The sequence below is a fragment of the Actinomycetospora sp. 2LY8.5 genome, from assembly GCF_057180585.1.
Genome location: NZ_JBXUHE010000013.1, coordinates 100104 through 126740, shown reverse-complemented (window position 1 = coordinate 126740; position 26637 = coordinate 100104). Strand labels below are relative to the sequence as shown.

Sequence of the window (26637 nt, the reverse complement as noted above, 5' to 3'; positions counted from 1 at the left end):
TTCCTCGTGTCCTACCGCGCGATCGTCGTCGGCCTCGGCGGGCTGGGTTCGGCGACCCTCCACCGCCTCGCCTCGGAGCTCGGTCCCGGCGTCCTCGGGCTCGAGCAGTTCGAGCTCGGGCACGCCCGCGGCGCGTCCCAGGACCACTCCCGGATCATCCGTCTCGCCCAGCACCAGGAGGAGTACGCGGCACTGGCGGCGCCCGCGTACAAGGCGTGGCACGAGGTCGAGGCCGAGGCGTGCCAGCAGATCGTCACCCCCACCGGCGGGCTGGTGATCGAGGACCGCGCCGCCCGGCGAGGCATCGCCACCGGCAACCGCAACATCGAGGGCTACACCGCGATGTTCGAGCGCTTCGGTGTCGCCTACGAGCGCCTCGACGCCGACGAGCTGGTCGCCCGCTGGCCCCAGTTCCGGGTGAACGGCAGCGAGCAGGCGCTCTACCAGCCCGACTCGGGCATCGTCGACGCCGCGCGCGCCAACGCCGTGCACCGCGCGCTCGCCCGGTCCCACGGCGCCGCGATCCGCGACCGCACCCCCGTGCGCGCCCTGCGCCCCGACGGCGACGGCGTCGCCGTGGTCACCGACGGCGGCGTGCTGCGCGCCGACAAGGTCGTGGTCACCAGCGACGCCTGGACGAACCGGGTCCTCGCCGACACCGGCACCGCGCTGCCCCTGACCGTGCTGCAGGAGCAGGTCACCTACTACGCCACCCCGCACCTCGCGGAGTTCGCGCCGTCCCGCTTCCCGGTCTTCATGTGGCACGGCCGGCACAACTTCTACGGCTTCCCGGTCTACGGCGAGGTCGCCACCAAGCTCGGCCAGCACATGGGCGGCCACGAGACGACCGCCGACGGCCGCACCTTCGAGCCCGACCCCGTGCGCCGTGCGCGCTACGCCGAGTTCGTCGAGCGCCACGTCCCACGCTTCGGCGGGCCGGAGCTCTACTCGAAGACCTGCCTCTACACCGTTCCCCCGGACCAGAACTTCGTGCTCGACACCCTGCCCGAGCACCCGCAGATCGTCGTCGCCAACGGCGCGGGCCACGCCTTCAAGTTCGCCGCCCTGATCGGGCAGCTGCTCGCCGAGCTCGCCCTCGACCACGAGCCGTCCCAGCCGATCGAGAGCTTCTCGATCACCCGCGCTGCCCTGACCGACCCGAGCTACCCGCGGAGCTTCCATGTCTGAGACGACCCTGCCCGAGACCCGGCCGGCGACCCCGGCGGCTCTCCCGGCACGTCCCGTGGATCCGGCCACCTACACCGACGAGGCCACGTACGCCGCGACCCGCCTGCCCGTCGAGCTCGCCTCGACCCTGCTGCCCGACGCCTACTCCGCGCCCGAGTTCTTCCGCCTCGAGCAGGAGAAGGTCTTCGCCTCGGGGTGGGTCGCCGTCGGGCTCGCCGCCGACGTCGACCGGCACGGCGCGTGCGTCGTCGTCGACGTCGCCGGGCGCTCGGTGATCGTCACGCGCAACCGCCACGGCGCGCTGCGCGCGTTCCACAACGTGTGCCGCCACCGTGCGACGAAGCTACTCAGCGACGACGCCCGCGAGGTCGGCCACCGCGGGCGCATCCGCTGCCCGTACCACTCGTGGACCTACGACACCGACGGGAACTGCCTGGGCACCCCGCTGTTCGAGGGCTCCGACGTCCCGACCGGCGAGGAGTCGATCTTCGACACGTCCGTCGCCAAGGGCTTCGACAAGGCCGACTACGGGCTCCACGACGTCGCCGTCGACACCTGGGGCCTGTTCCTGTTCGTCAACCTCGACCCGGACGCCTCTCCCCTGTCGGTGCACCTGGGCGACCTGCCGACGCGGTTCCGGGACTACCGCCTCGACGAGTGGGTGCCGCTGCGCCGGCTCACCTACGACATCAACGCCAACTACAAGCTCGTCGGCGAGAACTTCATGGAGTACTACCACCTGCCCTGGGTGCACCCGGAGCTCAACCAGGTCTCCAAGTTCTCCGACCACTACCGGTGGCAGGGGCCCGGCATGTACACGGGCATGTGCACCACGCCGGTGTCGCGCAACACCGACGCCGGCGGCTGGGACGGTCTGGCGCCTCTGAGCTCGCTCGGCGCGCCGGACGCCGACAGCGGGCGTTTCGTCTGGCTGTTCCCCAGCACCGCGCTCGTCGTGCTCCCGAACCACGCGTTCGTCCTGTTCAACCGCCCCGCCGCCGCCGACCGCACCGTCGAGACCGCCGTGCTGCTGGCCCACCCCGAGTCCCTCGAGGGGGCGGGCGGGGACGACAGCGCCGAGGACGGCATCGAGCAGCTCGCGAAGTTCTGGGACCTCGTCAACACCCAGGACATCGAGATCGTCGAGCGGGTGCAGGAGGGCATCGAGAACCCGGCCTACCGGGGCGGGCGCATGTGCTTCCGGTTCGAGGAGCCGCTGCACCGCTTCCAGAACATGGTGATCGACAAGGTGGTCGGCGTCGACCGTGTTCCGGGTGGTGACGAGAACACGATGACGCGGATGTTCCCGGACCCGTGACCGTCCCCGTGACCGCCCCCGTCGCGTCCGGCCACTTCGTCGGCGGCGCGACGGTGCCGTCGCGCGACGGCCGCACGATCCCCGTCGAGGACCCGTCGACGGGCGAGACGATCGCCGAGATCGCGCGCGGCGACGCGGGCGACGTCGACGCCGCGGTGGCCGCCGCGCAGGTGGCCGCCCGCCGCACGCGCCGGACGACGCCCGCCGAGCGGGCCCGGATGCTGCGCGCGCTGGCCGCCACGCTCGACGCCGACCGCGAAGGGTTCGCCCGCCTCGAGACCCTCGACACGGGCAAGCCGCTCTCGCTCGCGCGCGGCGAGATCGCCGGGTGCGTCGGCTACCTCGACTACTACGCCGGCGCCGCCGACAAGCTGCACGGCGAGACCATCCCGATCGGCCCCGGCTCGCTGGCCTGGACCGTGCGGGAACCCGTCGGGGTCACCGCGCACATCGTCCCGTGGAACGCACCGCTGTCGATGCTGTGCCGCAGCGTCGCCCCGGCGCTCGCGGCCGGGAACACCGCGGTGGTCAAGCCCGCCGAGCAGACCCCGCTGACCGCGCTGCGGTTCGCGGGGCTCGCCGAGGCCGCGGGCTTCCCGCCCGGCACGCTCAACGTGGTCACGGGTCTCGGGGCCGAGGCCGGGCACGCGCTGGCGGGCCACCCCGGCATCGGCTCGCTGACGTTCACCGGGTCGGTCGCCACCGGGCGCGCGGTGCTGCGGGCGGCGGCCGAGCACATCACGCCGGTGGTGACCGAGCTCGGTGGCAAGTCGCCGCAGATCGTGTTCGCCGACGCCGACCTGGACCGGGTCGCCGACCAGGTCGTCCTGGGCTTCACCACGAACACCGGCCAGTACTGCGACGCCGGGACCCGGTTGCTCGTCGACCGCGCGGTGCAGGCCGAGCTCGTCGAGCGCATCGTCGCCCGGACGGCGACCCTGACGATCGGCCCCGGGATCGACGACCCCGACCTCGGCCCGCTCGTGTCCGCCGAGCACCACCGCCGCGTCGCCGGCTACGTCGAGATCGGGCGAGAGGAGGGCGCGCGCGTCGCCGACGCCCCGCGCGCGCTCCCCGGCGCCGGGCACTTCCTCGCGCCCACGACGTTCACCGACGTCACCCCGGACATGCGCATCGCCCGGGAGGAGATCTTCGGCCCGGTGCTCGCCGTGCTGCCGTTCGACGGCGAGGAGCACGCGATCGCCCTCGCCGACGACACCGACTACGGCCTCGGCACCGGCATCCACACCCGCGACGTCGACCGCGCTCTCCGCGTGGCCGACGCGGTGGACGCCGGCTACGTGATGATCAACGAATACTTCGCAGGCGGCCCCGGCGTCCCGTTCGGCGGCACCGGGCACAGCGGCACCGGCCGCGAACGCGGGCTGATCGCGCTCGAGAGCTACGTGAAGCTCAAGACCGTCGTCGCCCGCGTCTCCCCGCACCAGGAAGGATCTCCGTGAGCACGAGGACCGGCTCGAGCGCCGGGGTCGTCGTCATCGGCGGCGGCCTCGAGGGCTGCGCCGCCGCCTGGGCCCTGACCGGCCGCGGCGTCACCGACGTCCTGATCGTCGAGCGCGCGACCGTCGGCTCCGGCGGCACCGGCAAGTCCTCGGGCGTCGTGCGCAGCCACTACGGCGTCTCGTCGCTCGCGGCGATGGCCGCGAGCAGCCTGGAGACGTTCGAGGACGCGCCGCTGGTGCTGGGCGCCGACGTCGGCTTCCACCAGACCGGCTACGTCGTCGGCGTCGGCCCGGAGAACGTCGACGCCTTCGCCGCCTCGCTCGAGGCCCAGCGCGCCGTCGGCGTCAAGACCGAGGACGTCGACCACCGCGAGGTGCAGAAGCTCTGGCCGGTCGCCGACCTCGAGCCGTTCGGGGCCTTCGCCTACGAGACGCGCGGCGGGTACGGCGACGCCTACCAGACCGCGCAGGCCTTCGCGGGCGCCGCGCGTCGCGCCGGGGTGCGGCTGCGCCAGGGCACCACGGTCACCGCGATCCGCACGGCCGGCGACCGCGTCACCGGCGTCGAGCTCGCCGACGGCACGGTGGTCGCGACCGGCACCGTCGTGCTCGCCGCGGGACCGTGGTCGGTCCCGCTGCTCGCCGCACACGGCATCGAGCTGCCGCTGACCGCACACCGCGAGCAGATCGTGCTCGTCGACCCCGGCCGGCCGCTCGGGCCGGTGCCGGTGTTCTCCGATCTGGTGTCGCTGCAGTACATCCGGCCCGAAGGCAGTCCCGAGGGCAGGGGGCAGCTGCTGTTCGGCAACTCCGACCTCTCGGTGCTCGAGCCCGCCGACCCGGACCGCTACTCGAACCAGGCCACCCCGGACGCGGTGGACGTCGCGGTCGGGAAGGTCGGCACCCGACTGCCGGGGCTCGCGAACCCGGCGGTCGCGTCGACCTACGCCGGGTGCTACGACGTCACACCCGACTTCAACCCGGTGATCTCCGCGACCGGGCTCGACGGCCTGGTCGTCGCCGCCGGGTTCTCGGGCCACGGCTACAAGATCTCCCCCGCCGTCGGGCGGCTCGTCGCCGACCTCGTCGTCGACGGCGCGAGCTCCGATCCCGACATCCCCGCCGAGGACTTCCGCCTCTCCCGGTTCGCGGAGGGGGCGTTGCTCACGAGCCCGCACCCCTACGTCGGCGCCGGCCAGATGCGCTGAGAGGGCCGCCCCATGGACATGATCGTCCATGAGCGCCGCGACGAGGCCGACGGCGTCGTCTCGCTGACACTCGCCCGCACCGACGGCGGCGAGCTGCCGGCGTGGGCGCCCGGTGCGCCCGTCGACGTGCACCTCGACGACGGGCTGATCCGCCGGTACTCGCTCTGCGGGGCCCCGCCGACCGGAGGCGGTGGCGACATCGTCGACGTGAGCGAGCCACGCAACCACGTCGCGCTCTTCCTGGCCGGCTGGCCGTCGGGGAGCCTGCGGGTCGAGCGGTTCCGGGCGGGTGGGCGCATGCCGCGAGGGCACGTGCGGGACGTGCGGGACGCCGCTGCTCACCGGCCGCGCCGAGCACCGCGACTCGCTGCTCACCGAGCAGGAGCAGGCCGACCAGAACACGACCTTGTGAGCCGGACCCGCGCCACGAGCTCCTTCGCGCCGCCGACGTCGAAGCCGGCGCGGGCGAGCCCGACGACGAAGCCGGCGCGGGTCGTGCGCACGGCGTCGACGAGGTGGGCGACGACGTCGTGCACCGTCCGGCCCGGGCACGGCGACGGCTCCGACCACCGCCGGTGGTCGCTGCGTTCCGGGTCGGCGATCAGGGCCGCGCGCTCCGCGTGCACCATCGTCCAGACGTCCGTCCAGACGTCGTCCACGGCTCCTCCTCGTGTCGGGCTCCGAGGATGAGACGGCCAGGAGGCCGGCACTCGTCGGCCGTACGCCGGGTGCGTGACGGTCGGGTCCCGGCATCGTCGCCTCCTGACGGATCAGATCCGGGCCGCCGCGAGCAGCGGCACCACGTGCTCGTCCCCGGTCAGCGAACCGTGCTGGCCCGGCAGGCGTGAGAGCAGGCGCTCGCCCTCGCTGCGCACGACCGCGGCGCTGCCGCGCAGGGCGGCGACGACGTCGGGCACGCGCGGGCGCATCGCGTCGTCGAGCGCGCCGAACCAGCCGCGGTCGACGACCTCGGCGCCCGTGAGCACCCACGCGTCGTCGCCGAGCACGCCGCGCCAGGTGGCGAGCACGTCCTCGGCGGCCCCGTGGTCGGCGTAGACGAGGCGGGCGCGCGGGTCGCCCCCGAGCTGGGCGAGGCCCGCCTGCAGGTCCGGGTCGGTGTCGGCGTCGTAGCGGCGGTCGACGCGCACCATCCCGTGGTCGCCGGTGACGGCGAGCAGCGTGCCGGCGGGGAGCTCGGCGACGAGCTGCTCGACGAGCCGGTCGATCTGGCGCAGCTGCCAGCGCCAGGCCGTCGACCCCGGGCCGTGCCGGTGGCCGAGCTGGTCGAGGTCGGCGTGGTAGCCGTAGACGAGCTGCGGGCCCGGGCGCCCGAGGGCGTCGAGCAGCTCGGCGGCGAGATCGCCGAACGCGCCGACCCCGCGGTAGTCCGCGCCCCGCAGCGCCGAGCGGGTCAGCCCCGACTCCCGGAACGTGCGGGCGGACACGACCGTCGCGCCGACGCCCAGCGCCACGGCCCGCTCGAAGACGGTCGCGTGGGGCTGCACCACCTCGGGCACGAGCATCTCGAGCGTCCGGTCGGCGTTCCCGGCGTCGCTGGTCCAGGTCAGGGAGTCGAGCAGGGTGCCGTCCACGCGGAAGCGGATGCCGAGCGTGCCGTGGGTCCCCGGCGGCAGGCCCGTGCCCAGCGACGTCACGCTGATCGACGTGCTGCTCGGGAAGCCGGCGAGCAGCGGCCCGTGGTCGGCCATCGCCGCGAGGAACGGGGCGTCCGCCGCGTGCTCGTGCAGCAGCCGATGGCCGAGCCCGTCGACGAGCAGCAGGGCGGCCCCGCGCACGGGCGGCAGGCCGAGACGCCCCGGGACGATGCTGGGGGGCCCGCCGGTGACGGCGTCCAGCAGCGCCGGCATCACGTCGTGCAGACCGGGACGGGCGGCATCGGGCAGGACGAGCTCGGCGGCCTCCACGTCCCGCATTCTGTCGCGCGGCCGAGGTTCCGCGGAACGGCGACGCCGCCTACCAACGAGCACACCAGGCGCGCAATACGTAGGGCCGTTGGAGTGATGACTACTGGCCTTCTCGGGCACCCACCGTCATGGTCGGGGCTCTCGGTGACCGAAGGAGCCCGCGACGACCGCCGTCCTGACCCGACCCGTCGCCTCCGTGACGCGGCGGCGCAGGACGTCGCGGATGATCGGCGCTACGTCGAGGTGGCTCTCGAGCGGACCGGGATCGACCGACACGGCACCGAGCCTAGCCACGCGCCGGGCTCAGCGACCGGCGGCGAGGACGCCGCCCGACGGGAAGAGGTGGTGCTCGGCGACCAGCGCGAGGAACCGGCGCGCGAGGTGCGGGGACTCCGCGACACCCGCGGGCACGGTGTCGCCCACCTGCGCGTACGCGCGCCCGGCGAGCTGCTCGAGGATCTCGGTGACCGGGCCGTCGCCGGGCCCGGCCAGCCGCGCGAGCCTTGCCCCGCCCAGGGTCCGCTCCGCGTACTCGGGGAAGACCCCGGCCAGGAAGAGCGCACCGTCGCCGATGCGCCGCCACACCCCGGGCTGCTGGTCGGCGGGGACGGCGGACAGCAGGCGCGCGAGGGCCGGCAGGTCGAGCTCGTCCCACCGCTGCGGGCGCCGCCCCCGCTCGTCGCGGCGCCACACGACCCCGGAGGTCAGCCGGGAGTACGAGGCGAGCAGCTCGGTGAGGTGCAGGCGGTGCTCGGGGTCCGCTGCGAAGGCGGCGAGGACGGGCGCGTCGAAGATCGGCACGCGGGTCCGCGGCGCGGTCCGGTCGGGGGCGTGCAGGCGCCCGACCAGCGCCCGGCTCGTCCGGTGCACCGCGGCGGCGAGCACGAGGAAGGGCGAGACCTGGCGGAACCGCCCGCCCTCGTCGCGGCGCGCGGCGAGGACGGCGTCGGCCACCGCCGGCCGGTCGAGCAGGTCGAGGACCAGCTCGGGCCGCCGGCGCAGCGGGGCCACGCGGTCGGGCTCGCCGTCGGCGAGGGCCAGGAGGTCGTGGTCGGTCAGGTGCTCGCCGTAGCGGCGCCCGACGGCCTCACGCGCGTCCATCGGCCCATCATCGGGCGCGGCGCATGCTCAGCGCGAGACCGACGTCGGCGGCGCCGCGCAGCAGGATGCCCAGCGCGATGATGATCGCGATCGTGCCGATCGCCGTGGACGGCGAGAACAGCAGGATCACCGCCACGACGAGGCTGAGGACGCCGAGCACGATGTTCCACGTACGGTGCTCGCGCTCGGAGAAGGCGACGATCAGGTCGTTCACCCCGACGATGACGAACCAGAGGATGAGGCCCCACGCCAGCGCGATCACACCGGCGCCGGGACGGAAGAGCACGAGGATGCCGGCGAGCAGGGCGAGCACGCCGAAGGCGGCGAGCCACCCACGTCCCGCCGAGCCGGTCTCGGCGCGCCAGGCGACGCCGATCTCGAGCGCGCCCTGGATCAGCAACCCGATGCCCAACACGATCGCGGCGAACAGCACGGTGACCACCGGGAGGAACAGGGCCAGCACGCCCACGATCAACCCGATGACGCCCGAGGCCATGATCCAGCCCCACCCGCTCGACCCACGCCGCACGCCGACCGCACCCAGTGCGCTGCTCATCTCTGTCCCCTCCCGCCACACCGGTGATCAGGGAACATCGAATCGCCGACTCGCCTCCCTGTCGAGAGGGCATCCGGCCGCTGCTCGGGGAGATCACCCGTGGAGGGCGTCCCGACAACACCTTGCCGCCGATGTGTGGGCGTGGTGAGGTCCGCGGTCGTGGCCACTCCGCTGCTCGACCCGGCCGTTCCCGGCGACGCCCATGCGGCGCAGCGTCTGGAGTCCGACGCGGTGATCTGGCTGGGCACGATGGCCCCCGACGGGCGGCCGCACACGGTGCCGGTGTGGTTCGCGTGGGACGACCCGAAGGTCACGATCTTCAGCCGTCCGGACACCGTCAAGGTCGGCCATCTGCGCACCCACGACCTCGTCACCGTCGCCCTCGACACCGCCGGACAGGGCGCCGACGTCGTCACCGGTAGCGGGCGGGCGAAGCTCTCCGAGCTCGGGAAGGTCGAGAAAGCGCTCGACGCGTTCGGTCGCAAGTACGCGCCGATGCTCGGCGGCCAGCCGCTCGACGCGTGGCTGATGACCTTCTCGCTGCCGATCGTGGTCACGCTCGACCGGTTCGTGGCGTGGCGGAACACCGCCGACGGGCTCGAGTACCGGTCGCTACCCTCGCGCGGGTGATCATCCCGTCCCGGCGCGCCGTGCTGACCGGAATCGGGCTGGCGGTGCTGGCCGGGTGCTCGCGTCCCGAGAACCCGGCACCGGAGCCCCCGAGGACGATGTCCGAACCGCCCATGGCCCTCGCCGGGCTCGAGCAGCGCTCCGGCCGCCGGATCGGGCTGCTCGCCCTCGACACCGGCACCGGCCGCGCCGTCGCCCACCGCGCCGACGAGCGGGTGCTGATGTGCTCCACGGCGAAGGTCCTCATCGTCGCGGCGGTGCTCGACCGCGTCCGCACCGAGCCCGACCTGCTGGACCGCACCATCCGCTACACCCGCGCCGACCTGTTGGAGTACGCGCCGACCACCGAGCGCTTCGTCGAGGGCGGGATGACCGTCGCCGCGCTGTGCGAGGCCGCGATCGTCGTCAGCGACAACACCGCCGCCAACCTGCTCACCGGGATCGTCGGCGGGCCGGCGGCGACCACCGGCTTCGTCCGGACCCTCGGCGACACGACGACGCGCCTGGACCGCCTCGAGCCCGAGCTCAACGAGACCGCCCCGGGCGACGAGCGCGATACGAGCACCCCCGCGGCGATGGTGGCGGACCTGCAGGCCCTGGTCCTCGGGACCGCGCTCGACCCCGCCGGGCGCGACCGGCTCACGGGCTGGATGCTCGGCGCGACCACCGGCACCGAGCAGATCCGCGCCGGCCTGCCCCGCGACTGGCGCGTCGGCGACAAGACCGGCTCGGGCGCGCAGGGCGAGAACCACGACGTCGCCGTCGTGTGGCCGCCCGGCCGGGCGCCGTGGGTGATCGCGGTGTTCACGACGCCGTCCGATCCGACATCTCCCGGCCCGGGCAGCACCAACGGGAAGGCGACGATCGCCGACGCGACGCGGATCGCCACCGCTGCCCTGTGATCGGCACTACGGTGCGGGCATGGGGGACACCCGGCCGGTCACGCTCCCGGCGGTGCGCTGGCTCTCGCCGACCGAGCTGATCCGTACCGGCGTCATGGTGGTGCTGGGCAGCACCGTCGCGGCCTACGCCGACAAGCGCGACGTCATGGCGGGGACGACGTTCGCGCAGGACGTGTCGTTCCACGAGGCCGCCGACGGCGACGAGCCCTTCTGGTTCGACTTCCTCTGCGACACCGGCGACGGCTTCCGGGCCATGGCGACGGTCGCGACGTTGCTCGGCGCGCCGGAGGTGACCGTCGACGGCGAGACGCTGCCGCGCGGGCGGGTGCTGCTGATGGGCGGCGACGAGGTCTACCCCGTGGCCGGGACGGTCGCGTACGAGCAGCGCCTCGAGAGCCCGCTGTCCGAGCAGTTCGTCGCCGACCCGGACGACGTCACCCCGACCGTCTACGCGATCCCCGGCAACCACGACTGGTACGACGGGCTGACCGCGTTCCTGCGCGTGTTCTGCCAGGGCCGCCACTTCGCCGGGTGGAACACCGATCAGCGGCGGTCGTACTTCGCGCTGGGGCTGCCGCACGGCTGGTGGGTGCTGGCGATCGACATCCAGCTCGACACCTACGTCGACGCGACGCAGCTCGCCTGGTTCCGGGCGGTCGTCGCGCGGATCCCCGACGGCGACCGGCTCGTGCTGCTCACCGCGGCGCCCTCCTGGTACGGCGCGCAGGACGGCGACGACCGCTCGATGGACCGGCTCGCCTTCTTCCTGCGCGAGGTCCTCGGCGACCGGGACCTCCCGATACGGCTCGTGCTCACCGGCGACACCCACCACTACGCCGTCTACTCCCTCGAGCACCCCGACCGCGAGCAGGTGCTCGTCACCGCCGGGCACGGCGGGGCCTACACCTCGCCGACGCACTTCCTGCCGGCGGATCTCGACGTCACCACCGACCTCGCCGACCCGGGCCCGAAGCGAGCCACCACGACCCACCGCTACGTCCGCCGCCCGCGCACCTTCCCCACGATCCGGAGCTCGCGCGCCGAGGCGTTCCGCGTGCTGTGGCGGCTGCCGCTGCGCAACGGGCTGCTCCTGCCGCTGCTCGTGCTGCTGCCCGCGCTGGTGATCGTGCCGTGGGTGATCGGGGTGCCCGCGGTCTCGGTGATCGCCGCGGCGGCCGTCGCGGGCGGGTCGTACGCGTTCGTCATCCCGCAGCGCGCGGGCCGTGTCCGCCGGATCGTCCTCGGGCTGGCGCTCACGGTGCCGGAGCTGGCCGTGGCGATCGGCGCGACCGTCGTCGCCACCCGACTCGACTCGCCCCTGGGCACCGTGCTCGCCGTCCTGGCCGCGGGGCTGCTGGCGAGCCTCGTGCTGTCGACGTTCCTGCTGCTCGCGGCGCGCGGGGCCAACCGCAACGAGCTCTTCGCCGCCCAGAGCATCGAGGACCACAAGGGCTTCCTGCGCCTGCGGATCGCGCCCGACGGGACGCTGACGATCTACGCGCTCGGCGTGGAGAAGGTGCCGCGGCGCTGGCGGTGGTCCCCCGGCGCGACGCCCCGCTGGACGCCACACACGCCGGTGGACGTGCACCTGGTCGACGAGCCGATCGTGCTCCGTCCCTAGAGGACGAGGGTCATGTGCACGCTGTTGGGGTCCTCGGGGTAGTCGGCGAACGGGGCGCAGCGCACGAACCCGTGCCGCGCGTAGAGCCGCCGGGCGGGCGCGAAGTGCTCGGACGACCCGGTCTCGAGCGACAGGCGCCGGTAGCCGCGCCGCCGGGCCTCACCGACGACGTGCCGCACGAGCGCCGAGCCCACCCCGAGCCCCTGGTACGCCGACGCGGTACGCATCGACTTGATCTCGCCGTGCGTCGCGTCGAGCTCGCGCAGCGCCCCGAAGCCGAGGAGCAGCCGGCCGTCCCGGATGGTCCAGAACGTCACGTCGGGGCGGCGCAGCGCGTCGAGGTCGAGCGCGTGCTTGCTCTCCGGCGGCGAGGCGGCACGCATGTCCGCGAGGTGCTCGGCGAGCAGGGCCGCGACCTCGGGGCCGGCGAGGTCGTCGATCTCGATCCTCACGGGCAGGACGTCACCGAGGGCCGCTCGGTGCCGAGGTCGTCGCCGCTGCCGCGCCCCTGCGTGGTGGTGGTCCGCCGATCCCCGTTCCCCTCACGTCCCGCGATTCTGCTCCTCGCCCCGACGCCGGGTGCCGCCGGGAGGGGACCCGGTCACCGGCCGCCCGCCACGTCCAGCACGCTCCCCGTGCAGTAGGACGCCTCGTCGGAGAGCAGCCAGGCGATCGCGGCGGCCACCTCGTCGGCGGTGCCGGCACGGCCGACCGGAACCAGCGGGCCGATGCGTTCCACCCGGTCGGGTTGCCCGCCGGACGCGTGGATCGCGGTGTCGACGATGCCCGGCCGCACGACGTTGACGCGCACCCCCTCGTCGGCGACCTCCTTGGCCAGCCCGAGCCCGAGGGTGTCGACGGCCGCCTTGGACGCCGCGTAGTCGACGTACTCCCCCGGCGAACCGAGCCGCGACGCGGCCGACGACACGAGCACGATCGAGCCGCCCGGCCCGCCGTGCGCGGTCGAGAGCCGGCGCACGGCCTCGCGGCAGGAGACGACGGCGCCGACGACGTTGATCGTCATCATCTCCGCGACGCGCTCGGCCGACATCGCGTCGACCCGCGACCTCGGCACCACGACCCCGGCGTTGACCACGACCCCGCCGAGCGGGCCCATCGCGTCGGCCGCCGCGAACGCGGCCTCGACGTCGGCTTCGACGGCCACGTCGGCACGGACCGTCCGCGCCTGGACGCCCTGCTCGCGGGCGCCGGCGACCACCTGCTCGGCGGCGTCGGCGTCGCTGCGGTAGGTGACGCAGACGTCCCAGCCTGCGGCCGCGGCCCGGACGACGACCGCCGCGCCGATGCCCCGGCTCCCGCCGGTCACGAGGAGGACGGCTCCCATCAGACGAGGAACCGCAGCGCCGAGTCCCGGCCCGCGGCGCGTGCGGCGCGGTGGTCGCCGAGGTTCGTGTGGTCGGCGAGCCCGCGCCCGCCGCCCATGCTCGCGAGCACCGCGGCCTCGGCGCGCTCGACCTCCTCGGCCCCGGCCAGGGCGCCGCGGACCTGGTCGGGCGTGGCGACGGCGAGCCCGTCGTCGTCACCCAGCACCAGATCGCCGGGCCGCACCGGCACCCCGCCGAACGCGACGGCGCCCTCGTTCAGGCCCCGCGGGTCGCGCGCGCTGCCCGACGCGGGCGTCGATCCTCGCGCGAACACCGGCAGCCCGAGGCGGCGCAGGCCCGCGACATCGCGGCAGTACCCGTCGATGACGACCCCGGCGAGCCCGTTGCGCTGCGCCTCGGCGGCCACCAGCTCGCCGGCGACGGCCCGCGCGCCCCGCGGGTTGACGACGACGAGCACCGATCCCGGCGCGGCCTCGCCCGCGGCGAGCAGCACCGGGAGATGGTCGTCGGGGGCGACGACGGTGACCGCGGGCCCGGCCATCCGCACGTCGGGCAGCATCGCCCGGATCGCGGGGTCGGGCAGGGCGAAGGTCTTGTCGGCGTCGCACAGCGAGGACGTCGCGAGCGAGCGCACCCGGCCGAGCTCGTGAGGGGTCAGGGGGTCCACGGACGGTCATGATGCTCGACTCCGGGCCGCGGGGCGACGATCCTTCCGGCTCGTGCCACTGCCCTCGCCCCCGGCCGTCATCCTCGAGGTCGCCGTCAACGGGGCCACACCGCGCTCGGTCAACCCGCACGTGCCGCTGACCCCCGCCGAGGTGGCCGACGAGATGCTCGCCTGCGTCGCGCGCGGCGCGAGCATCGCGCACGACCACCACGAGGCGATGTTCGTCCCCGACGGCGTGCACCCCGTGGAGCCCTACGTCGAGGCCTGGTCGCCGGTGCTCGCGCAGTACCCGGACCTGCTGCTCTACGCGACGATGGCCGCCGGCGCCCGCGGCATCCCGATCGAGACGCGCTGGGCGCACCACGAGGAGCTCGCCCGCCGTGGGCTCGGCGGGCTCTCGCTCGTCGATCCCGGGTCGGTGAACCTCGGGCTGACCAGCGACGGAGCGGTCGCCGCGGCCGCCGCCGCGGGTCCGTACCAGAACAGCCTGGCCGACACCGAGCACATGTTCGCCCGCTGCGCCGCGCTCGGCACCGGCCCGTCCATCTCGATCTTCGACCCGAGCTTCCTGCGGGTCGCGCTCACCCTGCACCGCCACGAGCGGGTGCCGCCCGGCGCGATCGTCAAGCTCTACTTCGGCGGCGAGCTGGAGTTCGGGCTGCCGCCGACGCCGACCGCGCTGGAGGCCTACCTGGAGCTCCTGGAGCCGAGCGGGCTGCCGTGGTCGGTGGCGGTGCTGGGTGGCGACGTCGTCGCCAGCGGGCTCGCCGAGACCGCCGTGCGGCGGGGCGGGCACCTGCGGGTCGGGCTCGAGGACTACGCGGGACCGTCGACGCCGACGAACACCGCGCTGGTCGACGAGGTCGTGGCGCTGCTCGCGGACCTGGGGCGGCGTCCGGCCACGATCGCCGAGACCCGGGCGATCCTGGGGCTACGTCCTCGTGGATGACCATCTCGCCGACCGCCTGCGCGCCGCCGGCTGCGTGTTCGCCGAGGAGGAGGCGGCGCTGCTGCGCGCGGCTCCCGGTGACCTGCAGACCCTCGCCGCCCGGCGTATCACCGGCGAGCCGCTGGAGCAGATCCTGGGGTGGGCGGAGTTCGCGGGGCTGCGGGTGGCGGTCACGCCGGGCGTGTTCGTGCCGCGGCGGCGCAGCGAGTTCCTGGTGGCGCGCGCCGTGCTCGAACTCCCTCCGGGCGGCACCGTCGTCGACGTGTGCTGCGGCACCGGGGCGATCGGGGCGGCGCTGCTGGCCTCGTCGCCGGGGATCGTCCTGCACGCCGCCGACGTGGACCCGGTGGCGGTGGCGTGTGCCCGTGCCAACGTGCCTTCCGCCGCCGGCGTGCACACCGGCGACCTGCTCGACGCCCTGCCACCGGAGCTGGCCGGCACCGTCGACGTGGTCGTCGCGAGCACCCCGTACGTGCCGAGCGCGGCCGTCGCCGCCATGCCGCCCGAGGCGCGCGAGCACGAGCCGCTCGTGACCCTCGACGGCGGCGGGGACGGGATCGACGTCGTGCGCAGGCTCGCCGCCCAGGCGCCGGCGTGGTTGCGCGCGGGCGGGCGCCTGCTCGTCGAGTGCGCGGGGCACCAGAGGCTCTCGGCGCGCGACGCGCTCGAAGGCGTCGGGTTCGCCGCGACGATCGCCCGCGACGACGAGCACGACGCGACCGTCGTCGCGGGCGTGCTCGATCACCCCGCGTGACCGTGATCATCGCGAGCGCGTGGCGTTACGGACGCTGGCCGTCAGCGACGCCACGTCGCTGACACGGGGCCGGGGCAAAGGCGGTCACTCGGCGCGTTCGGCGGCGCGCTTGCGTCGCCTGCCCTCGTGCATCGCCTGGACGCGGGCGACGGGGATCGTGCGGCCCTCGGCGACGAGCCCCTCGGGCAGGGCCTGCGGGGCCGGGAGGGCGTCGGGGTCGCTCCACGGGTCCGGGCGGGCGGGGGCGGTCGCGACGGTGATCTCGGCGGGCACCACGGTGTCCAGCTCGTCCCACGAGAGCGGGAACGAGACCGGCAGGCCGGGGCGCACGCGCGGGCTGTAGACCGCGGCGATCGTCGACCCGCCGGCGCGCGTGGGGTCGACGAACACCTTGCCGCCGCGGTCGGCGCGGATGAACGCGGTGGTCGCGATCCCGGGGTCGAGACGCTCGGTGTGCGCGGCCAGCGCGCGGGTGGCGCCGGCGACGTCCTCATGGGACGGGCCGGGGCGGAGCGGGACGAGGATGTGCACGCCCTTCGCGCCGGTCGACTTCACCACGCCCCGCAGGCCCGCGTCGTCGAGCGCGCGGCGCACCAGGTGCGCGGCGGCCACGACGGCGTCGAAGCCGGCGTCCTCCGGCGGGTCGAGGTCGAGCACGAGGTGCTCGGCGACCTCCATCGACGCGGCGCGCACGAGCGTCGGGTGGTACTCGATGGCCCGCTGGTTGGCGAACCACAGCAGCGTCGGCAGGTCGTCGCACAGCGCGTAGGCGACCTCGCGCTGCGACGTCTCGGCCCAGAACGACACCGTGCGCACGAAGTCCGGCGCGTACTTGGGGACGTTCTTCTGCATGAACGGCTTCTGCCCGCGCAGCGCCCGCACCACCGACAGTGGGCGCCCGGCCAGCGCAGGCAGCATCCGCGGCGCCATCGTCTCGAGGTAGTCGACGAGCTCGCGCTTGGTCACCCCGGCGCCCGAGAACAGCTCCTGGTCGAGGTTGGTCAGCGCGACGCCGTGACGCTCCTCGCCCGCGCTCGCCTTCGCCACACGCCGACCTTCCCGGGCGCCCGCCCCGACGGCAAGGTCCGTCGATCAGGAGCGCGTCGTGCACCCCGCGCCGGCCGGTCTGCTCGATGAGGTGCCCCTGATCTCCACGCGGCGGACCGCGACCGCAGCGGTGCGATCACGGCGACGATCACCGGTAGCTCCCGATCACCTGATCGAGGACCTCTTCCGCCGCCTCGTCCGGTACGTCCCGCCTCGCGCCGGAGCAGGGGGCGGGGGGTCGAGGCGGCGGGCCGCGGGGATGAGAGAGTCCTCGCCCGGCAGCCTCGCGTGCCACGGAACGCGGTCGGATCTTCACTCTCCGGAACCACCCGGAGAGACCACTCGTCCGTGGCGCCCACGCTGCCGTTGAGAGGGAGGCGTCGTAGGGACGGCGCGAACCGTCGAGAGGAGCACGGTGGGTCGGCACACCTGGATGGAGATCGGGGCCGAGGCCAAGGAGGGCGCTCGTCGCCGGATCGGCGGCCGCGTCGCCGCGCTCGTCCTCGGGCTCATCGCGCTGGCCGGCCTCGGCAGCGTCGGCGCGGTCGCGATGGCCGTGCCGAAGGCCGCCATGCCCTGCGAGGACAACGTCAAGGCGTGTGCCCGACTGTCGACGAACGAGGCGTGGCTCTCCGACGGCCAGGGCAACATCATCCGTGGCCCGGTGCGGATGAACCACGGCTCGCCCGGCAACGAGACCCCGGTGGGCTTCTTCTCGGTGCAGCGCAAGGAAGAGGTCCACCTCTCCAAGGAGTACGACAACGCACGCATGCCCTGGTCGGTGTTCTTCGACGACAACGGCCGCGCGTTCCACGGCGGCGACCCGGCCCGCCAGTCGGCGGGCTGCGTGCGCATGGCCGACCCCGACGCCCAGGCCTTCTTCAACGGCCTCGAGGTCTACGACCGGGTCCAGATCGTCGAGTGACCCATGTGCGCACTTTCCGGGCGTATGGGCCCGGAAAGTGCTCACGTACGGAGGCGCAGGGACCGCAGACGGTTGAGGGCGGCGGCGACCTCGTGACGGCGGGGGCGGGCGATGTCCTCGGAGCGCCCGTCGAGCAGCGCCCCGAGACCCTGCCGGTCGAGCTCGGCGTCGAGCAGGTCCAGGCCCTCGGCGAGCGTGATCGTGCCGTCGAGGACGCCGTCGGAGAGCAGCGCCAGCGCGCGCCCGATGCCCGCGACCTGCGAGCGGTCGGTGATCTGCTCCACCGCGGAGAGGTCGATGTCGTTCTCGCCGAACGTCAGTGTGTCGCGGCCCCGGGCCGTCACCCGGCGCTTGCCCTTCGCCGTCGGATCCAGCGAGCCCGGGTCGACGACGCGCGGCGTGACCTCCGGGAAGCCGGTGTGCTCGACGGTCCGCGCGGGCCCCGCGGCCGCGATCTCGTGGGCGCGCGCCGTCACGTCCGACGCGCGGTACGCGTCCATCATGATCACGGTGTCGGCGACGCCGAGGTAGTCGCCCGACCCGCCCATCACCAGCACCGTCGACACCCTGTGCTCGGCGTGCAGCGGGCGGACGCGCTCCACGAACGGCACCAGCGGCTCGGTCGCGATCAGCTGCTGCATCCGCGCGTCGCGGATCATCATGTTGGTCGCCGACGTGTCCTCGTCGATCAGCAGGACGTCCGCGCCCGCCTCGACCGCCTCGACCGTCGACGCCGCCTGGCTGGTCGAGCCCGAGGCGTTGGTGGTCGAGAAGTCGTCGGTCGGCTCGCCGGAGGGCAGGTGCGCGACGAACGCCGACACGTCGTCGTGGATCACCGCGCGCCCGTCCTCGGCGCGAAGCTTGACCGCGTCGGACCGCGTGACCACCTGCTCGCGCCCGTCGCCGGGCACGTGGTCGTAGACCCCGGCCTCCAGCGCGCGCAGCAGTGTCGACTTGCCGTGGTACCCGCCGCCGACGATCAGCGTGACGCCCTCGGGCACGCCGAGGCCGCTCACCTCCCCGGCGTTCGGGGCCGTCAGCGTCACCTGCAACGAGGACGGGCCCCCGAACGGCGTCGCCCCGTCCAGCGGTCGGTCGTCGACGCCGCTGCGCCGCGGCAGCACCGCGCCGCCGGCGACGAACGCGACCAGCCCGCGCCCGGCGAGCGCCGCACGCAGCGCCACGGCGTCCTCGACGGTCTCGACGAAGGTCCGGGCCGCGTCCACGTCGGCCGAGCAGATCGCGTCGCGGGCGGCGCCCGGCAGGGTCTCCCCCAGCAGCGTGGCCGCCTCGCGCCCCAGGATGCGCCGCTTCGGCCCCGGGAAGGGGACGCCGACCTCGACCGTCACGACGCCGTCGGAATCCACCGTGCCGGCGCTGCGGTCGAGTACCTCGGGCCCGCCCGCGTCGACGTGCACCGGCGTGCCCCGCAAGGAACGACGCAGCCCGCGCAGCAGGAACGCGGCGAGCGCGCGGCGGCGGTCGGCCGTCGTGTACAGGTCGGCGGGCAGGCCGGCGTCGGTCACGGTCAGCCGGACCCGACTCGGCGGTGCGAACGGGTCGGCCTGCACACGCAGCACCTCGAACCGGAGGCCGGCGACGTCCCAGGCGCCCGACAGCGACTTGTAGCGCCCGTAGCTCGCGCCGTCGAGCGAGCGCAGGGAGGCGGCCAGACCGGACCCGCCCAGATCGGAGCGCTTAGCCATGGTCGGGATGGTGCCCATCGGGCGCGGCCTTCACGCCCGGGGGAACTCCGGGCGCCCCCCGCGCGTCTTCTGTCACAGATGACCGGACAGAATCGTCCGGTTCCTGCCACCCCGTCCCCGGAGCAGAACAGACGACCATTTCACGGGAGGACCCCCCACGCACAGGGGAAACATCGCTCAGGCGATAGTGGAACCGCTCACAACGTCGTGTCCTATCCACAGAGGAGCGCCGTGATCGTCCTCGGCCTGTCCGGTCTGCCGCACTCGCAGGAGCACCTGCGACGCACCCACCCCGACATCGCCCCGCTCGACGCGCGGATCTGTCAGGGCCTCGACAGCGCCGCCGCGCTGGTCGTCGACGGCCGCCTCGTCGCGGCCGCGGCCGAGGAGCGGTTCACCGGCGAGAAGGGCACCGGGGCGCTGCCCGCGCAGGCCATCGCGTCCTGCCTCGCGGAGGCCGGCCTGACCCCCGACGACGTCGACCTCGTCGCCCACGGCTTCGACTACGAGCGCCACCGCCGCGCCTTCGAGCTCGCCGGCGCCCCGTTCGACGAGGTGTACGCGAGCGCCACCGTGATCGACGGGCTCACCGAGCTGGGCTGGACGCGCGTCGCCGAGCGCTTCCGCCCCGTGCGCCACCACGTCGCGCACGCCGAGTCCGCGCTGGCCCCGAGCGGGTTCGACCGCGCCCTGGTCGTGGTCAGCGACGGCATGGGCGAGGCGGAGTCGCTGTCGGTGTTCCACGCCGTGGGTGACGAGCTCGAGCTGCTGCACACCGTCCCGATCGCGGCGTCGCTCGGCATCCTGTACTCGATCGCGACCCGCTTCCTCGGGTTCCAGTTCAACAACGACGAGTACAAGGTCATGGGGCTCGCCCCGTACGGCGACCCCGAGCGGTTCCGCCCGGTGTTCGAGAAGCTCGCCCGTGCCGACCTCGAGCGCGGCACCGTGGTCGTCGACTGGCCCGCGGGCAGCCTCACCGAGCCCGCCGAGGGCTACCCGCACGCCCGGGCGTTCCTCGCGGAGGCGGCGTTCACCCCGCAGGTCCCCGACGGCGACATCCACCGCGACGAGGCGGACTTCGCCGCCGCGCTGCAGGAGCGCCTGACCACCGTGCTCGTCGAGCTCGTGGGCCACTGGCTCGAACGCACCGGCGAGCAGAACCTCGCCCTCGCGGGCGGCACGTTCCTCAACTGCAAGTCCAACCAGTCGATCGCCGACCTGCCGGGTGTCGACGCGATGTTCGTCCAGCCCGCCTCGGGTGACGACGGCTCCGCCCCGGGTGCCGCCTGGCACGTCGCGCGCACCGAGGGTGGCGGCCTCGCGCCGGTCACCGGGCCGTTCGACCCCTACCTCGGCCCGGCCTACACCGCCGACGACGTGCGCGCCGAGCTCGACGCGCGCCCCGAGCTGACGTGGACGTGGGTCGGCGAGACCGACGAGTACTACGCCCGCGCCGCCGAGGACATCGCCGCCGACCGGATCGTCGCCTGGTTCTACGGGCGCATGGAGTTCGGGCCGCGCGCGCTGGGCCACCGCTCGATCCTCGCCCGCCCCGACGGCGACCGGATCAAGGAGCGGATCAACGGCGCGGTGAAGTTCCGCGAGGCGTTCCGCCCGTTCGCCCCCGCGGTGCTCGACGAGGACGTCGACCGGCTGTTCGTCACCCGCGGCTTCGAGCCCGACCGGTACATGCTCTGCACCGCGCAGGTCCGGCCCGAGGCCCGCGGGGTCGTCGAGGGGATCGTCCACGCCGACGACTCCGCGCGCATCCAGACCGTGAGCGACGACCTCGCTCCCGGCTTCGCCCGCCTGCTGCGCGAGGTGAAGGCGCGCACGGGATCGGGCGTCGTCGTCAACACGTCGTTCAACGTCAAGGGCCAGCCACTGATCATGGCGCCGGGCACGGCGCTCGACACGTTCGCCGGGATCGCTCTCGACCGCCTCTACATCGAGGGGTACGTCGTGGAGTCCCGGACGGGCACGAAGGACGCATGACCGGAATCCGACCCCTGCTGCGGGAGGACCTGCCCGCCGTCGCCGCCCTCTACGAGCGGCTCGTCCGTTCCGGAAGGGACACACCCCCGGCACCCCTGGCCGGCTACCTGGCCCGGACGACGCTCGACGCCGTCTGGGCCGACCCGGAGATCCCGCCGCTGGTGGCCGAGCGCTCCGACGGCAAGGTCATCGGTTTCCTGGGCTCCTACCCGCGCCGCCTGCGCCTCGACGGGCGGGCGCTGCGGGTGGGCTGTTCGGGGCACCTGGTGGCGGACCCGTCGACGCCGGGGATCGGGGCGCTGCTCACCCGGGCCTACCTGCGCGGGCCGCAGGACCTCACGATCACCGACGGCGCCACCGACCTCATGCGCCGCATGTGGCGCCAGCTGCGCGGGCGCGTGCGCACCGCGCCGTCGTTCGCCTGGTACCGCGTGCTGCGCCCCACCTCGGCGGTCGCCGCGCACCTCGGTGACCGCGGGCGTGCGGTCCCGGGCCCGCTGCGCGCGGCCGGCGGCGGCCTCGACGCGCTCGCGCGCCGGCTCCCGCGGATCGGGGCCCGGCCCGCGCCGGCGCCGGACCCGGAGCTCGCCTCCGAGCCGCTGACCGTCGAGGCGCTCGTCGAGCAGACCGCCGAGGCCCCGCGGCACTGGCGCCTGCACCCCGACTACGACGCCGCCTACCTCACGGCGCTGTTCACCGAGCTCGACACGGTGGCGCCGGCGCGCGGGGAGGTCGTCCGCACGCTCGTGCGGGGCCGCGGGGGCAAGGTGGTCGGCTGGTACGTCGCGTTCGCGCCGGAGGGCGGGATCGTGCAGGTCCAGCAGCTCGCGAGCACCACGGGCGACCCCGGCCCGGTGCTCGACCACCTCCTCGCCGACGCGGACGCCCGCGGCGCGGCGGCCGTCTCCGGGCGGCTCGAGCCCTCGCTCGCCGAGGCCGTCCGCGAACGTCGCTGCCTCGTGCGCCCGACGGCCTGGGCGCTGGTGGACTCGAAGGACCCCGGCGTGCTCGCGGCCCTCGACGCCGACGACACCCTGCTGACACGACTCGACGGTGAGTGGTGGATGGGCCACCACGTGCTCTGGACCCAGGGAGTACACGCATGACCGGTCTGACGGTCTACTCGACCTGCCCACAGTCCAAGGACGTGGCGGCCTCGGACTACCTCGACGCGGTCGCCGCGACCGCGCGGTGGAGCGAGGACGCCGGCTGCGCGGGGATGCTCGTCTACACCGACAACGGGATCGCCGACCCGTGGCTGGTGGCGCAGACCGCGATCGCCGCGACGACGCGCCTCGCCCCGCTGGTGGCCGTCCAGCCGGTGTACATGCACCCGTACACGGCCGCGTCGATGGTGTCGTCGCTGGCCTACCTGCACGGGCGCGCGGTGCACCTCAACATGCTCGCCGGCGGCTTCAAGAACGACCTCGTCGCGCTCGGCGACCGGACCGAGCACGACGACCGCTACGCGCGCACCGTCGAGTACACCCAGATCCTCACCGCCCTGCTGCGCGGCGAGACCGTCACCCGCGACGGACGCTGGCACCAGGTCGAGAACCTGCGCCTGGCGCCCGCGCTGCCCGCCGAGCTCAGGCCCGAGGTCCTGATCTCCGGCTCCTCCCCCGCCGGGCGGGCCGCGGCGGAGGAGATCGGCGCGACGCCGATCCGCTACCCGGAGCCGCTGGGCTCCGATGCGGCCGCCGACGTCTCCGCCGGGCTCGATGGTCCGGCTCCGCTTCGCTGCGCGTCCGGGGGCGGGGTGCGGATGGGCATCATCGCCCGCGACGACGCCGACGAGGCGTGGCGCGTGGCCCACGGGCGCTTCCCCGCCGACCGCGCGGGCCAGGTCGCGCACGCGATGGCGATGCGGGTGTCGGACTCGCACTGGCACCACCAGCTCACGGCGGCGGCGAAGGTCTCGACGCCTCCCGCCGCGCTGGACGCGGAACCGGAGCCCTACTGGCTCGGGCCGTTCGAGAACTACCAGTCGTTCTGCCCGTACCTGGTCGGTTCGCACGACCGGGTCGCCGCGGAGGTCGCCCGCTACGTCGAACGCGGCACCGACGTCTTCGTGCTCGACATCCCGCCCGCGGCCGAGGACCTCGGCCACGCCGGCGAGGTGTTCGCCCGGGCCGGCGCGGCGGTGGGCGCGTGAAGCACCTGCAGGATCTGCTCGCCGTCTCGGCGGAGCGCCACGCCGACCGCCCCGCGCTCGTCGGCACCGACGAGACGATGACCTACGCCGAGCTCGACGGGGCGGTCAACCGGGTCGCCCACGTGCTGCTCGAGCACGGCCTCACCCCCGGCGCGCGGGTGTGCGTGCTCGCCGAGAAGGCCCCGTGGACGATCGCCGCGCTGATCGGCACCCTGCGCGCGGGCGGCGCGTACGTGCCGGTCGACCCGGCCGGGCCGGCGTCGCGGGTGGCGCGGATCGTCGGTGCTGCCGAACCCGAGGTCGTGCTCGTCGACGCCGCGTCGCGCGCGCTGCTCGACGAGGTGCTCGCCGAGCTGCCGGAGCAGCGGCCGGTCGTCGGGGCGATCGACGTCCAGGAGGGGCTCGCGTTCACCCGCGACGGCCTCCTCACCGCGGCGACCACCGACCCCGCCGTCACGCCGACCGACCTCGCCCATCTGCTCTTCACCTCCGGCTCCACCGGGGTGCCGAAGGGCGTGATGATCAACCACGACACGGTCCTCGCGTTCGTCGACTGGGGGCTGCGCCACTTCGGCACGCGCCCCGGCGACCGGGTCTCCGGGCATCCGCCGCTGCACTTCGACCTGTCGACCTTCGACATCTACGCGACGCTCGCCGCGGGCGCGGAGCTGCACCTCGTCCCGGCCTCGCTGGGCGTCGACCCGAGGGCGACCGCGGCGTTCATCCGCGACCGGGCGCTGACCCAGTGGTTCTCGGTGCCGAGCGTGCTGACCTACCTGGCGCGGTTCGACGTCGTCGCCCAGGACGACTTCCCGGCGCTCGAGCGGCTGCTGTGGTGCGGGGAGGTCCTGCCGACGCCGGTCCTCGCGCACTGGATGCAGCGGCTGCCGCACGTGCGGTTCACCAACCTCTACGGCCCGACCGAGGCGACGATCGCGTCGTCGTGGTTCGACGTGCCCGAGGTGCCCGCCGACGAGACCGTGCCGGTACCGATCGGGTACGCGTGCGACGGCGAGGAGCTGCGGGTCCTCGACGACGCCATGGCCCCGGTACCGCCCGGCGAGGTCGGCGACCTCTGGATCGGCGGGGCGGGCCTGTCGCCGGGCTACTGGCGCGACCCGGAGAAGACGGTCGCCGCGTTCGTGCCGGATCCCTCGGGCGAGCGGCTCTACCGCACCGGCGACCTGGCCCGGGCCGATGACGACGGCATCGTGCACTTCCTGGGCCGGGCGGACTCGCAGGTCAAGAGCCGCGGCTACCGCATCGAGCTCGGCGAGATCGAGGCCGCGCTCGCGACGGTGCCCGGGATCCGCGAGGTCGCGGTCGTCGGCGTCGAGACCGGCGGCTTCGAGGGCACGACGATCTGCTGCGCGTACTCGGTGGCCGAGGGCCACGTGCTGCCCGCCACGGACGTGCGACGGCGGCTGACCGAGCTGGTACCGAAGTACATGGTGCCGGCGCGGTGGGCGGAGCTCGACGACCTGCCCCACAACGTGAACGGGAAGATCGACCGCCCGGCGCTGCGGGACCGTTTCGCGCCCGCGGACGCCACGACAGGAGGACGTTGAGCCATGCCCGACGCCACCACCGGGCCCCTGACCGAGCGACTGGCCGACCTGGTCCGCGACCGTCTCGGCGTCGAGGTGCCCGCACCCGACACCGACCTCGTCGCCGAGGGCCTGCTCGACTCGCTCGCGCTGGTGACGCTGATCGTCGGCCTGGAGGACACCTTCGGCTGCCAGCTGCCGCTCGACGACTTCGACATCGACCGCTTCCGCAGCGTGGAGGCGATGGCCGCCTTCCTCACCGAGGTCGGGGTGACCGGATGAGCGCTCCGGCGACGGGCTTGGACGACGTCGACGGGCACCTCGCCGCCGTGGTCGAGCGCCTCTCCGCGCCGCCGGCCGACCGCGACCCGCTGCTGTGGGCCGCGCACGAGGCCGCCCTGTGCGCCCGTGCGCTGCTGGCGATGCGGGCCGGCGCCGACTCGGGTGTGCAGGCCGACTGGTCCTCGGTGCTCGCGTCGGCCCGCGCCTCGATGGCCGCGGTGTCGTACGCGCGGCGGGAGGTCGGCTAGAGCGCGCGGACGGGCAGGTCGTGCGCCTCGCCGACCGCCGCGCTGGAGAGCTCCCCGGCGTGGGTCGCGAGGCCCTCGGCCAACCCGGCGTCGGCGGCCAGCGCGTCGCGCCAGCCGCGGTCGGCGAGCGCCAGCGCGAACGGCAGGGTCGCGTGCGTGAGCGCGTGGGTGGAGGTGTTCGGCACCGCGCCCGGCATGTTCGCCACGCAGTAGAACAGCGTGTCGAAGACGGGGAACGTCGGGTCGGAGTGCGTCGTCGGGTGCGACGAGGCGAAGCAGCCGCCCTGGTCGATGGCGATGTCGACGAGCACCGCGCCCGGCTTCATCCGCGCCACGAGCGCGTCGGGCACCAGCGTCGGGGCCTTCGCGCCCGGCACGAGGACGGCGCCGACGACGAGGTCGGCGTCGAGCACGGCGCGCTCGAGGTTGTCGACGCTCGAGTACATCGTCTGCACACGGCCCGCGTAGCGCGCGTCGAGGGCACGCAAGGTGTCGAGATTGGTGTCGAGCACGGTGACGCGCGCGTGCATGCCGACCGCCATCTGGACCGCGGAGGCGCCGGAGACGCCGCCACCGATGACGACGACGTGGCCCGCGGGCGCGCCGGGGACGCCCCCGAGCAGCAGGCCGCGCCCGGCGTTGGAGCGCATGAGGTGGTACGCCCCGACCTGCGGGGCGAGGCGTCCGGCGACCTCGCTCATCGGGGCGAGCAGGGGCAGCGCGCCGTTCCGGGTCACCGTCTCGTAGGCGATCGCGGTGGTGCCGGCGTCGAGCAGGGCCTGGGTGCACTCGCGGGAGGCGGCGAGGTGCAGGTAGGCGAAGAGCGTGAGGTCCCCGCGCAGACGGTGGTACTCGGACGCGACCGGCTCCTTGACCTTGACGACCATGTCGGCGTCGCCCCATACGTCGTCGGCGTCGGTGAGAATGCGGGCGCCGGCCTGCTTGTACTCGTCGTCGCCGAACGCGGAGCCCAGTCCGGCGCCCTGCTCGACGGTCACCGTGTGGCCGTGCGCGACGAGCTCGCGCACGCCACCGGGCGTCAGGGCGACCCGGAACTCGTTGTCCTTCACCTCGGCGGGCACCGCGACCTTCATCGTGCGT

The 26637-nt window shown here is 74.4% G+C and carries 27 protein-coding genes; 17 read left to right on the top strand and 10 right to left on the bottom strand.

Annotated elements, in window-relative coordinates:
* Nucleotides 1–6 precede the first annotated feature (6 nt).
* The 5 genes from solA (at nucleotide 7) to AC2A1K_RS16870 (ending at nucleotide 5589) form a co-directional block, all read left to right on the top strand.
* Entirely contained in the window at nucleotides 7–1188 is a 1182-nt protein-coding gene (gene solA / locus AC2A1K_RS16890) for an N-methyl-L-tryptophan oxidase (RefSeq protein WP_483897458.1), read from the top strand.
* Nucleotides 1181–2506, top strand: coding sequence for an aromatic ring-hydroxylating oxygenase subunit alpha (locus tag AC2A1K_RS16885; protein WP_483897457.1), 1326 nt, complete (start codon nucleotides 1181–1183; stop codon nucleotides 2504–2506). The genes solA and AC2A1K_RS16885 overlap by 8 nt, the downstream gene beginning before the upstream one ends.
* On the top strand, nucleotides 2503–3969 hold the full coding sequence (locus AC2A1K_RS16880; protein WP_483897456.1) for an aldehyde dehydrogenase family protein: 1467 nt from the start codon (nucleotides 2503–2505) through the stop codon (nucleotides 3967–3969). Before AC2A1K_RS16885 ends, AC2A1K_RS16880 begins: the two co-directional genes overlap by 4 nt.
* Nucleotides 3966–5177 (top strand): NAD(P)/FAD-dependent oxidoreductase, encoded by a 1212-nt coding sequence (locus AC2A1K_RS16875; protein ID WP_483897455.1) that lies wholly within the window; start codon nucleotides 3966–3968, stop codon nucleotides 5175–5177. Before AC2A1K_RS16880 ends, AC2A1K_RS16875 begins: the two co-directional genes overlap by 4 nt.
* A gap of 289 nt (nucleotides 5178–5466) precedes the next feature.
* Nucleotides 5467–5589, top strand: a complete 123-nt coding sequence (locus tag AC2A1K_RS16870; protein ID WP_483897454.1) for a 2Fe-2S iron-sulfur cluster-binding protein — start codon at nucleotides 5467–5469, stop codon at nucleotides 5587–5589.
* On the opposite strand, the gene AC2A1K_RS16865 is transcribed toward AC2A1K_RS16870, so the two are convergent.
* The 4 genes from AC2A1K_RS16865 to AC2A1K_RS16850 all read right to left on the bottom strand — a co-directional run bounded on the left by AC2A1K_RS16865 (nucleotide 5549) and on the right by AC2A1K_RS16850 (nucleotide 8759).
* Nucleotides 5549–5836, bottom strand: a complete 288-nt coding sequence (locus tag AC2A1K_RS16865; RefSeq protein WP_483897453.1) for a maleylpyruvate isomerase N-terminal domain-containing protein — start codon at nucleotides 5834–5836, stop codon at nucleotides 5549–5551. The two genes, AC2A1K_RS16870 and AC2A1K_RS16865, sit on opposite strands and share 41 nt — an antisense overlap.
* A 111-nt stretch (nucleotides 5837–5947) precedes the next feature.
* Nucleotides 5948–7102, bottom strand: a complete 1155-nt coding sequence (locus AC2A1K_RS16860) for an alkaline phosphatase family protein (protein WP_483897452.1) — start codon at nucleotides 7100–7102, stop codon at nucleotides 5948–5950.
* A 303-nt stretch (nucleotides 7103–7405) separates the two neighbouring features.
* A complete protein-coding gene (locus AC2A1K_RS16855) occupies nucleotides 7406–8203 on the bottom strand; it encodes a hypothetical protein (RefSeq protein ID WP_483897451.1) in 798 nt (265 codons plus the stop codon).
* Nucleotides 8204–8210: 7 nt separating this feature from the next.
* Nucleotides 8211–8759 (bottom strand): HdeD family acid-resistance protein, encoded by a 549-nt coding sequence (locus tag AC2A1K_RS16850; RefSeq protein ID WP_483897450.1) that lies wholly within the window; start codon nucleotides 8757–8759, stop codon nucleotides 8211–8213.
* A gap of 159 nt (nucleotides 8760–8918) precedes the next feature.
* Between AC2A1K_RS16850 and AC2A1K_RS16845 the strand changes: the two genes are divergently transcribed.
* Genes AC2A1K_RS16845 through AC2A1K_RS16835 form a run of 3 tightly spaced genes read left to right on the top strand, consistent with a single transcriptional unit; the run spans nucleotide 8919 to nucleotide 11912 of the window.
* The gene (locus tag AC2A1K_RS16845) at nucleotides 8919–9389 is read left to right on the top strand and encodes a pyridoxamine 5'-phosphate oxidase family protein (protein ID WP_483897449.1); all 471 of its coding nucleotides are present in this window, start codon (nucleotides 8919–8921) and stop codon (nucleotides 9387–9389) included.
* Nucleotides 9386–10291 carry a class A beta-lactamase gene (gene bla / locus AC2A1K_RS16840; protein WP_483897448.1) on the top strand — a complete coding sequence of 302 codons (906 nt, stop codon included), beginning with the start codon at nucleotides 9386–9388 and terminating at the stop codon, nucleotides 10289–10291. The genes AC2A1K_RS16845 and bla overlap by 4 nt, the downstream gene beginning before the upstream one ends.
* 19 nt (nucleotides 10292–10310) lie before the next feature.
* Nucleotides 10311–11912, top strand: coding sequence for a metallophosphoesterase family protein (locus tag AC2A1K_RS16835; protein ID WP_483897447.1), 1602 nt, complete (start codon nucleotides 10311–10313; stop codon nucleotides 11910–11912).
* On the opposite strand, the gene AC2A1K_RS16830 is transcribed toward AC2A1K_RS16835, so the two are convergent.
* From AC2A1K_RS16830 to AC2A1K_RS16820, 3 genes are all read right to left on the bottom strand, one after another.
* Nucleotides 11909–12364 carry a GNAT family N-acetyltransferase gene (locus AC2A1K_RS16830; protein ID WP_483897446.1) on the bottom strand — a complete coding sequence of 152 codons (456 nt, stop codon included), beginning with the start codon at nucleotides 12362–12364 and terminating at the stop codon, nucleotides 11909–11911. The genes AC2A1K_RS16835 and AC2A1K_RS16830 overlap by 4 nt on opposite strands.
* A 149-nt stretch (nucleotides 12365–12513) precedes the next feature.
* On the bottom strand, nucleotides 12514–13257 hold the full coding sequence (locus tag AC2A1K_RS16825; protein WP_483897445.1) for an SDR family oxidoreductase: 744 nt from the start codon (nucleotides 13255–13257) through the stop codon (nucleotides 12514–12516).
* Nucleotides 13257–13925, bottom strand: a complete 669-nt coding sequence (locus AC2A1K_RS16820) for an RraA family protein (protein WP_483897444.1) — start codon at nucleotides 13923–13925, stop codon at nucleotides 13257–13259. The genes AC2A1K_RS16825 and AC2A1K_RS16820 overlap by 1 nt, the downstream gene beginning before the upstream one ends.
* 52 nt (nucleotides 13926–13977) lie before the next feature.
* Here AC2A1K_RS16820 and AC2A1K_RS16815 point away from each other — a divergent pair, with 52 nt between their 5' ends.
* Nucleotides 13978–14874, top strand: coding sequence for a beta-keto acid cleavage family enzyme (locus tag AC2A1K_RS16815; RefSeq protein ID WP_483897443.1), 897 nt, complete (start codon nucleotides 13978–13980; stop codon nucleotides 14872–14874).
* On the top strand, nucleotides 14867–15628 hold the full coding sequence (locus tag AC2A1K_RS16810) for a putative protein N(5)-glutamine methyltransferase (protein WP_483897442.1): 762 nt from the start codon (nucleotides 14867–14869) through the stop codon (nucleotides 15626–15628). Before AC2A1K_RS16815 ends, AC2A1K_RS16810 begins: the two co-directional genes overlap by 8 nt.
* 84 nt (nucleotides 15629–15712) lie before the next feature.
* Here AC2A1K_RS16810 and ligD read toward each other — a convergent pair whose 3' ends face one another.
* Nucleotides 15713–16675 carry a non-homologous end-joining DNA ligase gene (gene ligD, locus AC2A1K_RS16805; RefSeq protein ID WP_483897441.1) on the bottom strand — a complete coding sequence of 321 codons (963 nt, stop codon included), beginning with the start codon at nucleotides 16673–16675 and terminating at the stop codon, nucleotides 15713–15715.
* A gap of 415 nt (nucleotides 16676–17090) precedes the next feature.
* Between ligD and AC2A1K_RS16800 the strand changes: the two genes are divergently transcribed.
* On the top strand, nucleotides 17091–17600 hold the full coding sequence (locus AC2A1K_RS16800) for a L,D-transpeptidase (RefSeq protein WP_483897440.1): 510 nt from the start codon (nucleotides 17091–17093) through the stop codon (nucleotides 17598–17600).
* A 41-nt stretch (nucleotides 17601–17641) separates the two neighbouring features.
* Here AC2A1K_RS16800 and AC2A1K_RS16795 read toward each other — a convergent pair whose 3' ends face one another.
* Complete coding sequence (locus AC2A1K_RS16795) at nucleotides 17642–19306, bottom strand: P-loop domain-containing protein (RefSeq protein ID WP_483897439.1); 1665 nt, start codon at nucleotides 19304–19306, stop codon at nucleotides 17642–17644.
* A 231-nt stretch (nucleotides 19307–19537) separates the two neighbouring features.
* Between AC2A1K_RS16795 and AC2A1K_RS16790 the strand changes: the two genes are divergently transcribed.
* From AC2A1K_RS16790 to AC2A1K_RS16765, 6 genes are read left to right on the top strand one after another with little or no spacing between them, the layout of a single operon-like run.
* On the top strand, nucleotides 19538–21304 hold the full coding sequence (locus AC2A1K_RS16790; RefSeq protein ID WP_483897438.1) for a carbamoyltransferase family protein: 1767 nt from the start codon (nucleotides 19538–19540) through the stop codon (nucleotides 21302–21304).
* Nucleotides 21301–22410, top strand: coding sequence for a hypothetical protein (locus AC2A1K_RS16785; RefSeq protein ID WP_483897437.1), 1110 nt, complete (start codon nucleotides 21301–21303; stop codon nucleotides 22408–22410). The genes AC2A1K_RS16790 and AC2A1K_RS16785 overlap by 4 nt, the downstream gene beginning before the upstream one ends.
* The gene (locus tag AC2A1K_RS16780) at nucleotides 22407–23459 is read left to right on the top strand and encodes an LLM class flavin-dependent oxidoreductase (RefSeq protein WP_483897436.1); all 1053 of its coding nucleotides are present in this window, start codon (nucleotides 22407–22409) and stop codon (nucleotides 23457–23459) included. The genes AC2A1K_RS16785 and AC2A1K_RS16780 overlap by 4 nt, the downstream gene beginning before the upstream one ends.
* Nucleotides 23456–25027 carry an amino acid adenylation domain-containing protein gene (locus AC2A1K_RS16775; RefSeq protein ID WP_483897435.1) on the top strand — a complete coding sequence of 524 codons (1572 nt, stop codon included), beginning with the start codon at nucleotides 23456–23458 and terminating at the stop codon, nucleotides 25025–25027. Before AC2A1K_RS16780 ends, AC2A1K_RS16775 begins: the two co-directional genes overlap by 4 nt.
* Before the next feature lie 3 nt (nucleotides 25028–25030).
* Nucleotides 25031–25288: an acyl carrier protein gene (locus AC2A1K_RS16770; protein ID WP_483897434.1), complete on the top strand. Its 258-nt coding sequence runs from the start codon at nucleotides 25031–25033 to the stop codon at nucleotides 25286–25288.
* A complete protein-coding gene (locus tag AC2A1K_RS16765) occupies nucleotides 25285–25536 on the top strand; it encodes a hypothetical protein (protein WP_483897433.1) in 252 nt (83 codons plus the stop codon). The genes AC2A1K_RS16770 and AC2A1K_RS16765 overlap by 4 nt, the downstream gene beginning before the upstream one ends.
* On the opposite strand, the gene ald is transcribed toward AC2A1K_RS16765, so the two are convergent.
* Nucleotides 25533–26630 carry an alanine dehydrogenase gene (ald, locus tag AC2A1K_RS16760; protein ID WP_483897432.1) on the bottom strand — a complete coding sequence of 366 codons (1098 nt, stop codon included), beginning with the start codon at nucleotides 26628–26630 and terminating at the stop codon, nucleotides 25533–25535. The genes AC2A1K_RS16765 and ald overlap by 4 nt on opposite strands.
* Between the last annotated feature and the right edge of the window lie 7 nt (nucleotides 26631–26637).